This is a genomic window from Salipiger sp. PrR002, from assembly GCF_010500775.1.
Classification (GTDB): domain Bacteria; phylum Pseudomonadota; class Alphaproteobacteria; order Rhodobacterales; family Rhodobacteraceae; genus Salipiger.
This window is the reverse complement of sequence record NZ_JAAGOU010000007.1, coordinates 88,570-102,089: the sequence shown is the minus strand read 5'-3', so window position 1 is coordinate 102,089 and position 13,520 is coordinate 88,570. Positions and strand designations below refer to the sequence as shown.

At 65.6% G+C, this 13,520-nt stretch carries 15 protein-coding genes; 7 read left to right on the top strand and 8 right to left on the bottom strand.

What is annotated here, in order from left to right:
- Positions 1-89 precede the first annotated feature (89 nt).
- The 6 genes from G0A00_RS09470 to G0A00_RS26510 form a co-directional block, all read right to left on the bottom strand.
- Positions 90-1,136, bottom strand: a complete 1,047-nt coding sequence (locus G0A00_RS09470; RefSeq protein ID WP_164181836.1) for an ABC transporter ATP-binding protein — start codon at positions 1,134-1,136, stop codon at positions 90-92.
- Positions 1,133-1,915 carry an ABC transporter permease gene (locus G0A00_RS09465; RefSeq protein ID WP_066106277.1) on the bottom strand — a complete coding sequence of 261 codons (783 nt, stop codon included), beginning with the start codon at positions 1,913-1,915 and terminating at the stop codon, positions 1,133-1,135. The genes G0A00_RS09470 and G0A00_RS09465 overlap by 4 nt, the downstream gene beginning before the upstream one ends.
- Positions 1,912-2,793 (bottom strand): ABC transporter permease subunit, encoded by an 882-nt coding sequence (locus tag G0A00_RS09460; protein WP_066106274.1) that lies wholly within the window; start codon positions 2,791-2,793, stop codon positions 1,912-1,914. Before G0A00_RS09460 ends, G0A00_RS09465 begins: the two co-directional genes overlap by 4 nt.
- A gap of 123 nt (positions 2,794-2,916) precedes the next feature.
- A complete protein-coding gene (locus tag G0A00_RS09455) occupies positions 2,917-3,960 on the bottom strand; it encodes an ABC transporter substrate-binding protein (RefSeq protein ID WP_235953068.1) in 1,044 nt (347 codons plus the stop codon).
- A 325-nt stretch (positions 3,961-4,285) separates the two neighbouring features.
- Positions 4,286-5,632, bottom strand: coding sequence for a DNA-packaging protein (locus G0A00_RS09450; protein WP_235953058.1), 1,347 nt, complete (start codon positions 5,630-5,632; stop codon positions 4,286-4,288).
- Positions 5,568-5,909: a hypothetical protein gene (locus G0A00_RS26510; protein ID WP_235953056.1), complete on the bottom strand. Its 342-nt coding sequence runs from the start codon at positions 5,907-5,909 to the stop codon at positions 5,568-5,570. The genes G0A00_RS09450 and G0A00_RS26510 overlap by 65 nt, the downstream gene beginning before the upstream one ends.
- Positions 5,910-6,231: 322 nt before the next feature.
- On the opposite strand from G0A00_RS26510, the gene G0A00_RS09445 reads away from it, so the two are divergent.
- The 4 genes from G0A00_RS09445 to G0A00_RS09430 all read left to right on the top strand — a co-directional run bounded on the left by G0A00_RS09445 (position 6,232) and on the right by G0A00_RS09430 (position 8,526).
- Positions 6,232-7,419, top strand: a complete 1,188-nt coding sequence (locus G0A00_RS09445) for a pyridoxal phosphate-dependent aminotransferase (protein ID WP_164181830.1) — start codon at positions 6,232-6,234, stop codon at positions 7,417-7,419.
- An 18-nt stretch (positions 7,420-7,437) separates the two neighbouring features.
- Positions 7,438-7,785 carry a TfoX/Sxy family protein gene (locus G0A00_RS09440; RefSeq protein ID WP_164181828.1) on the top strand — a complete coding sequence of 116 codons (348 nt, stop codon included), beginning with the start codon at positions 7,438-7,440 and terminating at the stop codon, positions 7,783-7,785.
- Between the two features lie 120 nt (positions 7,786-7,905).
- Positions 7,906-8,085, top strand: coding sequence for a YqaE/Pmp3 family membrane protein (locus tag G0A00_RS09435; protein ID WP_066106261.1), 180 nt, complete (start codon positions 7,906-7,908; stop codon positions 8,083-8,085).
- Between the two features lie 18 nt (positions 8,086-8,103).
- Entirely contained in the window at positions 8,104-8,526 is a 423-nt protein-coding gene (locus G0A00_RS09430) for a DUF4112 domain-containing protein (protein WP_164181825.1), read from the top strand.
- Positions 8,527-8,605: 79 nt separating this feature from the next.
- On the opposite strand, the gene ndk is transcribed toward G0A00_RS09430, so the two are convergent.
- Positions 8,606-9,028 carry a nucleoside-diphosphate kinase gene (ndk, locus tag G0A00_RS09425; RefSeq protein ID WP_066106256.1) on the bottom strand — a complete coding sequence of 141 codons (423 nt, stop codon included), beginning with the start codon at positions 9,026-9,028 and terminating at the stop codon, positions 8,606-8,608.
- 325 nt (positions 9,029-9,353) lie between these two features.
- Between ndk and G0A00_RS09420 the strand changes: the two genes are divergently transcribed.
- The 3 genes from G0A00_RS09420 to G0A00_RS09410 all read left to right on the top strand — a co-directional run bounded on the left by G0A00_RS09420 (position 9,354) and on the right by G0A00_RS09410 (position 12,574).
- Entirely contained in the window at positions 9,354-11,228 is a 1,875-nt protein-coding gene (locus tag G0A00_RS09420) for an ABC-F family ATP-binding cassette domain-containing protein (protein ID WP_164181823.1), read from the top strand.
- A 49-nt stretch (positions 11,229-11,277) separates the two neighbouring features.
- Complete coding sequence (locus G0A00_RS09415) at positions 11,278-11,901, top strand: MarC family protein (protein WP_164181821.1); 624 nt, start codon at positions 11,278-11,280, stop codon at positions 11,899-11,901.
- Between the two features lie 88 nt (positions 11,902-11,989).
- Positions 11,990-12,574: a TIGR02281 family clan AA aspartic protease gene (locus G0A00_RS09410; RefSeq protein WP_164181819.1), complete on the top strand. Its 585-nt coding sequence runs from the start codon at positions 11,990-11,992 to the stop codon at positions 12,572-12,574.
- A gap of 3 nt (positions 12,575-12,577) precedes the next feature.
- On the opposite strand, the gene G0A00_RS09405 is transcribed toward G0A00_RS09410, so the two are convergent.
- Positions 12,578-13,237: a Crp/Fnr family transcriptional regulator gene (locus G0A00_RS09405; RefSeq protein ID WP_164181817.1), complete on the bottom strand. Its 660-nt coding sequence runs from the start codon at positions 13,235-13,237 to the stop codon at positions 12,578-12,580.
- Positions 13,238-13,520 lie beyond the last annotated feature (283 nt).

Genomic DNA, 13,520 nt, shown 5'->3' with positions numbered 1-13,520 from the left:
AGAGAGCGTTGGTTAACCACGCTTGCAGGCAGCGCCCGCCGCTATGGCAACACCCTCTAAGGCAGGTGCAATAAGTCAGGGTCGAAGCGTCAGGCGCCGATCACCAGCGCATCCGAGGGATTGAGCGCCAGCGAGACCGTCTCTCCCACCTGCGGCGGTGCCTGCCGCGTGGTGTTAAACAGATCCACCGCCAGCGGCTGCCCGCCAAGGTCGATGCGCAGGCGGATCACCGAGCCGAGGAAATCAAGCTCGGTGATCGTGCCGGTGAGCGCCGTCTCTCCGGGATGCGCGCCAAGCCGCAGCATTTCCGGGCGCAGCCCCAAGGTCGCCTCACCGGGCGGCACGGCGCGTCCCAGCACCAGCTCGTTCTCGCCCAGTTTCACCCGGCCCACCTGCGGATCAAGCACCTTGGCGTCGAGCGTGTTCAGCGTCCCCACGAAGCCCGCCACAAAGCGGGTCGCGGGGGCATTGTAGATCTCGAAAGGGCTTCCCACCTGCTCGGCCACCCCCTGATGCATCACCACGATGCGGTCGGACATCGACAGCGCCTCTTCCTGATCGTGGGTGACAAAGATGGTGGTGATCCCCAGCTCGCGTTGAATGCTGCGGATCTCGTTGCGCAGGCTCACCCGCACCTTGGCGTCCAGCGCCGAGAGCGGCTCGTCGAGCAGCAGCACCTGCGGCTTGGGGGCCAAGGCCCGCGCCAGTGCCACACGCTGCTGTTGCCCGCCCGAAAGCTGGAACGGATAGCGATCACCCAGCTCCGGCAGGCCGATCAGCGACAGCATCTCCTCGACCCGTGCCGCGATCTCGCGCGCGGGGGTGCCCTTCACCCGCAGGCCGAAGCCGACGTTCTGCGCCACGGTGAGATTCGGGAACAGCGCGTAGGCCTGAAACACCATGCCGATGTTGCGCTGGTTGGGCTTGAGGCTGGAGACCTCGCGCCCCTCGATGGTGATATTCCCGGCGCTTGGGCTCTCGAACCCAGCCACCATCCGCAGCACCGTGGTCTTGCCACAGCCCGACGGCCCGAGCAGCGAGATGAATTCGCCCTTCTGCACATCGAGGTTGAAGTCCTTCACGACGCGGGTGGCGCCAAAGCTCTTTTCCAGGTGAGAAATCGTCAGGAAGCTCATCGGCCCGCCTTGTCGTGTTTGGTAAATCTGGTGACCAGCTGGATCAGCCCCATGCAGGCCCAGGTGATGATGAAAGCGATGGTGGCCAGCGCGAAGGGCTCATAGGCCTTGTTGGCCCCCATCAGCTGCAGATACGGGCCAAAGGCCGGACGGTTCAGCAGCGCCGCCATGGTGAACTCGCCCATGACGATGGCGAAGGTCACGAAAGACCCCGACAGCACCGCGACCAGCACATTGGGCAGGATCAGCTTGGCGATGATGGTGAACCACCCCGCGCCAAGGCTCTGCGCCGCCTCGGTCAGCGTGGCGACGTCGATGGTGCGCAGCCCGGTGTCCACCGCGCGGTACATATAGGGCAGCGACAGCATGGCGTAGCCGAACATCAGCAGCAGGTTGGTGCCAAAGGTCGTGCCGGTCAGCGGCAGCCAGCTCGAGGTGTTGTAAAGCCGGATATAGCCGAACACCGTGACGATCGCCGGGATCACCAGCGGCAGCAGGGTAACAAACTCGACCAGCGGGCGCAGACGCGGCAGCTTCAGCCGCACCCAAAAGGCGGTGGGCACCACCAGCAGGATACCGAAGACGATGGTCAGCAACGCCATCACCACCGAATAGGAGAAGGTCTCGCGGAACTGCGGATCGGCCAGCACCGCGGCATAGGCGTCGAAGCTATATTCGCCCCGCCGCATGGACAGCGAGAACTCGACCATGCCGACCAGCGGCAGGATGAAATAGGTCAGGCCCAGAAGCAGGATGGCCCAAGAGGCAGCCTTGGTCATTTCAGCCACCTTTCGGAACGGATGCGCAGCCAGATGTAGATGACGTTGGCCAGCCCGGTGACGAGGATCATCCCAAAGGCCATGGCATAGCCCAGATGCGGGTTGCCAAGCACGTCACCGCGAATTTGCGCGAACAGCATGATCGGCACGATGTTGAGCGAGCTTCCCGTCAAAGCGATGGCGGTCGCCACGGCGCCGAAGGCATTGGCAAAGAGCAGCGCGAAGGTGCCGAGGATCGTCGGGAAAAGGATCGGCAGCGCCACGATGCGCCAATATTGCGCGCCGCTCGCCCCAAGGCAGGACGCCGCCTCGCGCCATTCGCGCTTCAGCCCGTCCAGCGCCGGGGTGATGATCAGGATCATCAGCGGGATCTGGAAAAAGAGGTATGTGATCGTCAGCCCCCAGAAGCTGAGGATGTTGAACCCCATGGCGCGCAGGTTGATGCCGAACTCGGTGCGCAGGAACATGGTCACCAGACCGAGCGGGCCGAGCGTCGCCAGAAAGGCGAAGGCCAGCGGCACGCCAGCAAAGTTCGAGGCGACGCCAGAGAAGGTCATCAGCGGTGAGCGGATGCCGCGTGGCAGCCCGCCCAGCACCATGCCCGCCGCCATCAGAAAGCCGATGAGACAGCCGATCGCCGAGGAGGCGACGGAAATCTTGATCGAGATCCAATAGGACGACAGGATCGACGCGGTGAACAGCCCGGCGATATTCTCGAAGGTGAAAGAGCCGTCGGCACGCTGGAAGGCACCGATGACGATCTTCATCGTCGGCATCACCAGAAACAGCGCAATGAACAGCGCGAAGGGCAGCAGGCCCAGCCACGTCAGGCTCGGGCGCCAGCGGCGCTTTGGCGGGGGGGATGTCAGGTCAGTCACACAAGGTCCGGATAAGGGCAGGACGGAAAACGCCACTCCCGCCCCGGTGCCTTTGCTTGCAGACACACACCGGCGGGACAGGGGCCCGCCCGGAAAATCCGGTGGGCCCCCAAGAGTTCGGTCTTACTGGACGTTGGCGCCCACGACGGCATCCCAGCCGCCGACGACCGCTTCTTTGTTCCCCGCCTGCTCGTCAAGCGACGGGAAATAGGCGGCTTCATAGCTTTCCGCCGGCGGCAGCGCGTCGAGCAGATCCTGCGGGATCTTGTCATCGGCGGCCATCGCGTTGAACCGCGCCGGGTGGCAGTAGCCCTTGAGCCACAGGCTCTGGCCCTCGTCGGAATAGAGATACTCCATCCACAGTTTGGCGGCGTTCGGGTGCGGCGCGTGGGCCGAGATGCCCTGCACATAGACACCGGCCAGAACGCCCGACTTCGGCACCACCACGTCGACCGGCGGGTTGCCGTTCAGCGTGTCGCGGGCCGCCAGAGCGTTATAGTCCCACATGATGGTGATCGGGGTCGCGCCCTGCGCCAGCGTGCCCGCCTTGCCGATGACCGGCACGAAGTTGCCCGCCTCGTTCATCTTCTTGAAGAAATCGAGGCCCTTCTCACCGGCATCCTTGCCAGCGGCACCACCCTCGGCCATGCCCGCCGCGAGCACCGCGAGGATCGCTTGGTTCGAAGCGCGCGGATCGCCCGCCAGCGCCACCGAGCCCGCGTATTCCGGCTTCAGCAGGTCCGACCAATCCTCGGGCGTGGTGTCGATCAGGTCTTTGTTCACCATGAACGACATGACGCCGTAATAGTCGCCGTACCAGTAGCCTTCCTCATCCTTCACCGCGTCGGGGATCTCGTCCCAGGTCGAAACCTTGTAGGGCTGCAGCAGGCCTTCTTCCTTGGCCTGCGGGCCGAACGACAGGCCCACGTCCAGAACGTCGGGCGCCTGCGGGCCGGTGTTGCCCTTGTTGGCGCGCACCGCTTCCAGCTCATCCGCCGAGCCCGCGTCGGGGTTCAGCTCGTTGACCTCGATGTCGGGGTATTTGGCCTTGAAGCCCGCGATCACGTCGCCATAGCCGCACCAGCTGTGCGGCAGAGCGATGGTGGTCAGCATGCCTTCTTCGATCGCCGCCGCCTCAAGCTCGGACAGGTCTTGCGCCTGTACCATCGACGTCGTGGCCATCAGCGCGGCGACGCCAGCCAGCCAAATCTTTGTATTTGCTTTCACAATCATTCTCCCCGGTATCCGGACCCGGCCCGATTGGCCGTGACGCGCGTGTAGGTTCTTATCTTGACGGTCTCGTGACAGCCGAAAATGTGGCAAAGACCGCGGCGCGAGCCTTGCGTGAAAATTGACGCCGCGCAAGCCTGAGGGTCCGCCGCAGCGCCGCAATCTCGGGAACGTGCATCGAAAACGCCCGCCAACCGGCGAAAATCGCGTCGAAATCCGGATTTGCAGGGGCACCCACCAAAGCCGATGACCCTGCGGCAAGTCACAAAAGCCGCATCCGGGGCCGACGCCAGCTTTCCGCCGGGCCGGTCACCAGTTCGGTCAGCGCCCAGACCAACGCATCCACCCGGTCCGGCGAACCCAGACCGGCAAAGCCCGAAACCGTCATCAGCCCCATCTGCTCTTCGAGCGCTTCGAACCGCCGCGCGTGCCCGATCCGCCCCTGCTCGTAGAGCGCCGCCACCGGCTCGGCGCGGGACGCCTTGCCTCGGGTTGCCGTCACCTTGCGCAGCGGCACATTTGGCGCCACCTGCCGCAGCACCGCCTCGACCATCGCGCCGCCCTGATTGACCTCGGCGACGATGCGGTCCCCCTGCCAGCGCTCCAGCGCCTCGACCGCCGCTTGTGCCCAGCCGGTCGGCCCCATTCCCTGCACCGAGGCATCCTCGAGCACATAGGCCCGCCACGCCTGCGGCGGCCCGTCGCTGACCACGCCGCAGACCACGATCCCGCAGGCATCCGCGCTCTGCCCATCGCCCGCGGGCGGGTCCACCGCCACGACGATCCGGTCAAAGCACCCCGGCACCTCGGCCAGCCGCGCGCGCTCCAGCATGTCCTGCGTCCAAAGCGTGCCATCCACGTCAGAGACCATCTCGCCATCCAGTTCCTGCCGCGCCAGCCGCGTCGCGCCATAACGCGCCCGCACTTCGTCGAGGAAAGACGCCGCAAGATTGGCGCGGTTGGCTTCGGTCGGCGCGCGGGTCACCACGGTGCTCGGCAGCTCCAGCACCTCCTTGAGCACCGCCACATTGCGCGGCGTGGTGGTCACGCAGGCGCGCGGATGGGTGCCGAGCCGCAGCGCGAATTGCAGCATGTCCCATGTCTCGCGCGCCTTGCGCCATTTCGCCAATTCATCCGCCCAAGCGGCATCGAACTGCGGGCCGCGCAAAGCCTCGGGATCATGCGCCGAAAACACCATCGCCTCGGCGCCATTGGGCCACGTCAGGCAACGCCGCGTGGAGCTCCAGTCCGGGCGCCGGTCGGGCGGAGAACAGGCGAGGATGCCGCTGTCACCAAAGACCATCACCTCGCGCGCCTGATCCAGCGTCTCGCCCACCAGCGCCACGCGTTTGCACTGGCCCGGCGAGAGCGGCAGCGCCCCTTCGACCATGGCGCGCACCCATTCGGCCCCGGCGCGGGTCTTGCCCGCCCCGCGCCCGCCCATGATCACCCACGAGCGCCAATCGCCCTCGGGCGGCAGCTGGTGCTCCATCGCCCAGAATTCGAACAGAAAGGGGAGCGCCAGACGCTCCCCCTCGGTCAGCTCAGTCAGAAAGCTCTCCTGCACCGCAGCACCGGCGGAGGCGAGCCATGCGGCAGCCGACCTCAAGCCGGGCCCGCTCGAGATCGAGCGCCCAGTCCCCTGCAATTCCCTTTTGCTTGCGTCTGACATTGGTGATCAGTGCCTCCGTTTCATGAGCGACCTTGAGCCAGTAGCGCAGATCCGCCACCGCCTTGCTGGTCTCGGGTTTGTCCAAAGTACCGCTGTCCTCGTACTGCCCGCGCAGACGCCGCATGTCGGCGCCCAGATGCCGCAGCATGTCGGCGATCATCTCCCGCTCTTCTTCGAGACGGGTCAGTTCCTCGTCGAGATGGATGAGAACCATGGCTCGATACCTTTCTTGCCTGTGGAAAGTGCCTCTGCTCGGCCTGCTTTGGTTTTTTTGGAATGCAGGCCCACCAAACGAAAAAACGGCCACCGGGATCACCCCCGGGGCCGCCTGCTCAATTCGTCCAGCATGTCTGAAAAGCTACGTGGCAGCGCACGCCAAGTCAAGTTACCGGGCCGCGCGGAGCATATCTAAACCACTGTTAATGATTGATAACAACAGAACACCGCAGCGCCCGGTCCAACGCGCACCCTCCGCTCTTGCCGCCCCCCGGACGCTCTGGCACAAAGTCACCCATAGCACAGTCCGGAGCCGCGCCATGCCGACCCTTTCCAGCCGCATCACCTCTCTCAACGCCGGGGGCGGCGATGGCTGGGAGATTTTCTACAAGGCCCGCGCGCTGGTCGCCTCGGGGCAGCCGGTCACCGAACTGACCATCGGCGAGCCCGACACAAAGACCGATCCCGCGATCCTTGCCGAGATGCACCGCGCCGCCAGCGCCGGGCACACCGGCTATGCGGTGGTTCCGGGCACGCCCGCGCTGCGCGATGCCATCGCCGCGCGGGTCACCGAGCGCAGCGGCGTGCCGACCACGCGTGCGAACGTGCTGGTCACCCCCGGCGGACAATCGGCGCTTTTCGCCGCGCATATGGCGGCCTGCACTCCGGGCGGCGCCGCGCTCATGGTCGAGCCGCATTACGTCACCTATCCCGGCACCATCCGCGCCGCCGGGGCGGTCCCCCACAGCGTGCAGACCCGCCCCGAGCGCAGCTTCTTTCCCGATCCCGCCGACCTGCGCCGCAGCGCCGTGGCCAGCGGCGCAAGCTCGCTGCTGATCAACACGCCCAACAACCCCACCGGCGCGGTCTACCCCCGCGAAACGCTGAACGGCATCGCCGATGTGGCGCAAGAGCAGGACCTCTGGGTGATCTCCGACGAGGTCTATGACACGCAGATCTGGGACGGCGCCCACCTCAGCCCCCGCGCCCTGCCCGGCATGGCCGAGCGCACCATGGTGATCGGCTCGCTGTCGAAAAGCCACGCAATGACCGGCAGCCGCATCGGCTGGCTGATCGCGCCCGAAGCGGCGATCGCGGCGCTGATCGATCTGGCCACCAACACCACCTACGGCGTGCCCGGCTACATTCAGGATGCCGCGCTCTATGCGCTCACCGCAGATGCCACGCTGGAGCCGCGCGTCGCCGAGCCGTTCCGCCGCCGCCGCGCGCTGGCACAAGGCATTCTCGCCGCGCAGAACATCGTCGGCCTCGTGCCCTCGGGCGGCGCCATGTATCTCTTCCTCGATGTGCGCGCGACCGGCCTATCGGGCATCGCCTTCGCCGACGCGCTCCTTGACGCGCACCGCATTGCCGTCATGCCGGGCGAGAGCTTCGGCCCCTCGGCGGCGGGCTTCATCCGCGTCGCGCTCACCCTGCCCGACGCGCAGTTCTCCGAGGCGCTCTCGACACTGGCCGGTTTCGCCGCCGGTCTCGCCAAGGCCGCCTGAGCCATGGCAGGCTAGCGCATGTCCGGCACACCGATCTCGAGCATCCGCAACCTTGGGCCCGCGATGGAGGGCGCCTGCATAAACGCGGGCATTCCCGACGCCGAAACCCTGCGCGAGATCGGCGCGGATGCCGCTTACGGGCGGCTGCTCGCCCAAGGCACGAAGCCGCATTTCATCGGCTATTACGTGCTGCATATGGCGCTGCAGGGGCGTCCGTGGAACGATTGCCGCGGCAAGGAGAAAGAGGCCCTGCGCCAGCGGTTCGATGCGCTGGTCGCAGAGCACACAGCCCAAGCCCCGCTCTCCGGGATCGAGGCGATCCTTGACGAGATCGGCGTCGTGGATCCCAACAAGAAAAGCCGTTAGACCACATTATTTAATTATATTTCAACTCCTTGAGGCGCATTCCATCGACCCTCAAGGAACCAGTCCCCGAGTTTGCGTGTTGGCCCTGCAACGACGAACACAACCGCAACGGAGACTGACATGGACCTGATCCGCATCATCCTCTCGATCATTCTTCCCCCCCTCGGCGTCTTTCTGCAGGTGGGTCTGGGCAAGCATTTCTGGATCAACATCCTGCTGACCATCCTCGGCTATATCCCGGGCATCGTGCACGCCATCTGGATCATCGCGCGCACCGGCCCCAAGCAGCAGAGCGTGTAAGCGCGGAGGGCCCCAGCCATGAGCATTTCACAGTCTGATCTCGCGCGGCTCGACCGCATCGATCGCTGGGCGCGGCGCATGGACCGGGCCTACCGCATCCCCTTCACGCCGATCCGGTTCGGCTGGGACGCGGTGCTGGGCCTCGTGCCCGGCGTGGGTGACACGCTCGCCCTCGCGCCGGCGGTCTGGATCGTGAAAGAGGCCCGCGACATGGGCGCGCCCGCGCCGCTGCTGGCGCAGATGGGCGGCAATATCGCGGTCGACTGGATCGTCGGTCTGCTGCCGCTGGTGGGCGATATTCTCGACATCGGCTACCGCGCCAACACCCGCAACGCCATGCTGCTGCGCGACTGGGCGCAGAGCCGCGTGGCGGCAGCGGGCAGCGGCCCCGCAAGGCCCGTCCGCCCGCAGTTGCCTGACGCGGCACCGCCCGCCAAATGAACCTGCCAAACGCAAAAGGGCGCCCCGAGGGGCGCCCTTTCGAATGTCTCGGTCTCACGACCGGGGTGAGCGAAATCGCTCAGCCGACGAGCTCGAGGCCCGAGAAGAAGTAGGCGATCTCTTCGGCGGCGGTTTCCGGCGCGTCCGAACCGTGCACCGAGTTCTCGCCGACCGACTCGGCGAACTCTGCGCGGATGGTGCCCTCTGCGGCGTCTGCCGGGTTGGTGGCGCCCATCACTTCGCGGTTCTTGGCGATTGCGCCTTCACCTTCCAGCACCTGCACGACGACCGGCTCGGAGGCCATGAATTCGCACAGCTCGCCGTAGAACGGACGCTCGGCGTGGACCTTGTAGAACTCGCCGGCCTGCGCCGGGGTCAGCTGGATGCGCTTCTGCGCGACGATGCGCAGGCCAGCTTCTTCGAACTTGGCGTTGATCTTGCCGGTCAGGTTGCGGCGGGTTGCGTCGGGCTTGATGATCGACAGGGTGCGTTCGACGGCCATTTTGGTCTCTCCAATATCGCAAGGCCGGGCGACGGCCCGGCCAGTATTCTCTGGGAGGGGCGTTACCATGGGGTTGATGGATTGGGAAGACCCTGCTGGCCGCCGATGCCTCATTGATAGGCAAAAAGGGGGCGCTGCCCCCTCGCCGCTGCGCGGCTCACCCCCGGCGTATTTTGGAAAGAGAAGAAGATGACGCGCCTTGGTCTTCTTCTCTTTGAAAATACGCACGGCGCGACATGGCCTCCGGGAGGCGCGGCTCGGGCAAAGGCGCTATGCGTGTAAAGGGGGATGTTGCCTGCCCGCGGCCTCTGCTATGGGCAGCCTCATGCTGAGTATTCGTGACATCTCCTATTCCGTCGAAGGCCGCCCTCTGCTCGAGGAAGCCTCTGCCGTGATTCCCGCCGGCCACAAGGTCGGCCTCGTCGGCCCCAATGGCGCTGGCAAGACCACGCTCTTCCGTCTGATCCGCGGCGAGCTGACGCTGGACGGCGGCGAGATCGAGCTGCCCGCCCGCGCCAAGATCGGCGGCGTTGCGCAGGAGGCGCCGGCCTCGGATGTCTCGCTGATCGAGACGGTTCTGGCCTGCGATCTTGAGCGCGCCGCGCTGATGGCCGAGGCCGAGACCGCCACCGACGCGCATCGCATCGCCGAGGTGCAGACGCGGCTGGCCGACATCGACGCCTGGTCTGCCGAGGCGCGCGCCGCCACCATCCTCAAGGGCCTCGGGTTCGACGAGGCGGCGCAGCAGCGCCCCTGCTCGGATTTCTCCGGTGGCTGGCGGATGCGCGTGGCGCTGGCGGGCGTGCTCTTTGCCGAGCCCGACCTGCTGCTGCTCGACGAGCCGACCAACTACCTCGACCTCGAGGGCGCGCTCTGGCTCGAGAGCTACCTGCAGAGCTACCCGCATACGGTGATCGTGATCAGCCACGACCGCGGCCTGCTGAACCGGGCCGTCGGCGCGATCCTGCATCTCGAGGACCGCAAGCTGGTGCTCTATCAGGGCAATTACGACACGTTCGCCCGCACCCGCGCCGAGCGCCGTGCGGTGCAGGCCGCCATGGCCAAGAAGCAGGACGACCGCCGCGCCCACCTGCAGAAATTCGTCGACCGTTTCCGCGCCAAGGCCTCGAAGGCCCGGCAGGCGCAGGCGCGGGTGAAGATGCTGGAGAAGATGGAGCGGATCACCGCCCCCGAGGATGTGGCGAAGCGCGTCTTCACCTTCCCGCAGCCCGACGAGCTGTCGCCGCCCATTCTGGCGCTGGAAGATGCCTCCACCGGCTATGGCGAGACCGTCGTGCTGCGCAAGCTGTCGCTGCGCATCGATCAGGACGACCGCATTGCGCTGCTGGGGCGCAACGGTCAGGGCAAGTCGACGCTGTCGAAGCTCTTTGCCGGGCGGCTGAATCTGATGGGCGGCAAGATGACGTCCAGTTCCAAGCTGCGCATCGGCTATTTCGCCCAGCATCAGGTGGACGAGCTGCATCTCGACGAGACCCCGCTGCAGCACCTGCAGCGCGAGCGCCCCGAGACAGCGCCGCCGAAGCTGCGCGCGCAACTGGCGGGCTTCGGGCTTGGTGCCGATCAGGCAGAGACGGAGGTGGGCCGCCTCTCGGGCGGGCAGAAGGCGCGTCTGTCGCTGCTGCTGGCGACGCTCGATGCGCCGCATATGCTGATCCTCGACGAGCCGACCAACCACCTCGACATCGAAAGCCGCGAGGCGCTGGTCGAGGCGCTGACCGCCTATTCCGGCGCGGTCATCCTCGTGTCGCACGACATGCACCTGCTGGGGCTGGTCGCCGACCGGCTGTGGCTGGTCAAGGACGGCACGGTGACGCCCTATGAGGAAGACCTCGAGGCCTATCGCAAGCTGCTGCTGACCCAAGACAAGCCCGAGAAACCCGGCAAGGCGGCAAAGGCTGCCGAAAAGGCCGCCGCCGCCAAGCCCAAGCGCCCGAGCCGCGACGAGATGCAGGCGCTGCGCTCGGAAGCGCGCAAATGCGAGGAACGGGTCGGCAAGATCGAAGAGATGCGTGAGAAACTGGCCAAGAAGCTGGCCGATCCTGCGCTCTATGAAGATGGCCGCGCGGGTGAGCTGGAGACATGGAACCGCAAATATGCGGAAGTCATGGACGGGCTGCATCGCGCCGAGGCGCTGTGGGAGGCGGCGATGGAGAAGCTGGAGACCGCTCAGGCCAGCTGAGCCCTTCGTTTTTCTGGACAGGCGGGCGTCGAGCCCCTAGCCCTTAGTCATGGACATGGCCTTTCTCATCAGCGCCTTCGCCACGCTTTTCGTGGTGATCGACCCGATCGGGTTGACCCCGGTGTTCATCGCGCTGACCCAAGGGGCGGACAGCGCGCACCGCCGGGCTGTGGGCATTCGCGCCTGTATCACCGCGTTGGTGATCCTGATGCTCTTTGCCTTCTTCGGCGAGGCGGTGCTGGGCTTCATCGGCATCTCCATGCCCGCCTTCCGCATCTCGGGCGGGCTGCTGCTGTTCCTGACCGCGCTCGACATGCTATTCGAGCGGCGCACCAAGCGCCGCGAGGATAAGGTCGAGGATGAGGTGATGCCCGACCCTTCGGTGTTTCCCATCGCCATCCCGCTGATCGCCGGTCCCGGGGCCATCGCCTCGATCATCCTGCTGATGGGCCAGTCGGACGGCGCGCTCGAAACCGCCATGGTGCTGGGCGTTCTGGGCATCGTGCTGCTGATGGTGCTGGGCTGTTTCCTCGTGGCGGGCCCGATGGAGCGCGCGCTTGGCCATGTGGGTATCGTGGTGATCACCCGGCTTTTCGGCATGCTGCTGGCGGCGCTTTCGGTGCAGTTTGTCATCGACGGCATCCGCGGCATCGACTGGTCCGGCGTGTTCTAGGCCCCTGCCCGCGAGCTGCCGCCCCACGCGGGACTCGTAAGCTGCCACAAGACCGCCTACATTACCCCAATGACAGAAGGAGCGCGCCGTGTCGGGCTATGAGATCGGACGTCTGGGCTATCTGGGGCTGTTGCTGACGGCGCTGGTGATCTGGATGTTCGTGCAGCACCGGGGCCGCATCGGTCAGAAACTGCAGCAATTGGCGGCCTGGGGCCTGATCTTTGTCGCGGTGCTGGCGGCCATCGGCCTTTGGGGAGACATCCGCCAGACGGTCCTGCCGCAGCAGTCGATCTTTGCCGAGACCGGGCGGATCGAATTGCCGCGCGCGCCCGACGGGCATTATTACCTGACCCTGCAGATCAACGACGTGCCCGTGCGCTTCGTGGTCGACACCGGCGCCAGCGGCGTGGTGCTGACCCGCCGCGATGCCGAGCGCGCCGGACTGGATCCCGATGCGCTGATCTTCCATTCGCGCGCGCGCACTGCCAATGGCTCTGTCGAGACCGCGCCGGTGAGGCTTGATAAGGTCACGCTCGGACGGTTCGAGGACAGCGATCTGCCCGCCTATGTCAACGGCGGCGAGATGGACAATTCCCTGCTTGGGATGAGCTATCTGCAGCGCTTCGACCGGCTCGAGATTGCCGGTGGAAAGATGGTGCTGCAGCGGGGCTGAGGCTCAGACGTCGATCTTCAGCCGCTCGCGGTCCAGCACGAGGATCGCACCGCGCCGCAGCTCGATGATCCCCTCTCGGCGCAGATCGCCCAGCAGCTTGTTGATGGTCTGCCGCGAGCACCCCACCATGGCGGCAAGGTAGGACTGGCTCAGCCGCGCCTCGCGATGCTCGTCGGTGGTGAACTGGTGCAGGTAGATGCACAGACGCTCTTCGACCGAGAAGAACTGCGCAATGGCCCGCAACTCATTGTCCCGCGTCAGGCGGCTTTGCAGGATCGCAGCAGCGTTGCGCACGATCAGGCGCGGCGGCATGTGCCGGAACAAAAGCTCGTCGGTGGCCGACAGCACGATGGCATCCGGCAGCGTTCGGCAGGTCGAGGCGCAGCGCGTGCCCGACAGACCTTCGACCTCGCCCAGCACTTCACCGGGATCGGCCACATGCACCACGGCGGCATTGCCCTGCTTGTCGAGATAGATCACCTCTACCCGGCCGCGACCGATCAGGTAGAACACCGGGGTCGGCTCACCCTGCTTGAGGATATCCGTCGGCGCATCAAAGCGATGAACGGTACAATCGGCGAGGAAGGCCTCTTTCTGAGCAACCGTCAGCCCCTCGAGGAGTGGACAGCCGAGCAGCGCCTGATGATCGATCAAAGATGTCATAAGATCAGTCCGTTACCCAATTTAACAACTTGTGCAAGAACAAAACACGCATTTCACATGCGGGAAGCTGCAACCTTTTTAAAAGTCGATCATCAACCTAGGCGTTTTTTGGGGATTTTCTATGGGTAAATGGCCGTTTCAACCCAACCCATGGCCCAGGCTTGCAGGGATTTACCCGACGCGCCCAAATCCACAAAGGTCTGAATTGAAACAGCCGTTACTCGTATACCCTCACCCTCTTGCGGGTAAGACCCGCGCAAGACACCGCCGCTCCGCACGAGTC

Coding starts and splice junctions, on each gene's coding strand:
- G0A00_RS09470 (WP_164181836.1), bottom strand. CDS start 1,136: ATGAGCTTCCTGACGATTTCTCACCTGGAAAAGAGCTTTGGCGCCACC.
- G0A00_RS09465 (WP_066106277.1), bottom strand. CDS start 1,915: ATGACCAAGGCTGCCTCTTGGGCCATCCTGCTTCTGGGCCTGACCTAT.
- G0A00_RS09455 (WP_235953068.1), bottom strand. CDS start 3,960: ATGGTACAGGCGCAAGACCTGTCCGAGCTTGAGGCGGCGGCGATCGAA.
- G0A00_RS26510 (WP_235953056.1), bottom strand. CDS start 5,909: ATGGTTCTCATCCATCTCGACGAGGAACTGACCCGTCTCGAAGAAGAG.
- G0A00_RS09445 (WP_164181830.1), top strand. CDS start 6,232: ATGCCGACCCTTTCCAGCCGCATCACCTCTCTCAACGCCGGGGGCGGC.
- G0A00_RS09440 (WP_164181828.1), top strand. CDS start 7,438: ATGTCCGGCACACCGATCTCGAGCATCCGCAACCTTGGGCCCGCGATG.
- G0A00_RS09435 (WP_066106261.1), top strand. CDS start 7,906: ATGGACCTGATCCGCATCATCCTCTCGATCATTCTTCCCCCCCTCGGC.
- G0A00_RS09430 (WP_164181825.1), top strand. CDS start 8,104: ATGAGCATTTCACAGTCTGATCTCGCGCGGCTCGACCGCATCGATCGC.
- ndk (WP_066106256.1), bottom strand. CDS start 9,028: ATGGCCGTCGAACGCACCCTGTCGATCATCAAGCCCGACGCAACCCGC.
- G0A00_RS09420 (WP_164181823.1), top strand. CDS start 9,354: ATGCTGAGTATTCGTGACATCTCCTATTCCGTCGAAGGCCGCCCTCTG.
- G0A00_RS09415 (WP_164181821.1), top strand. CDS start 11,278: ATGGACATGGCCTTTCTCATCAGCGCCTTCGCCACGCTTTTCGTGGTG.
- G0A00_RS09405 (WP_164181817.1), bottom strand. CDS start 13,237: ATGACATCTTTGATCGATCATCAGGCGCTGCTCGGCTGTCCACTCCTC.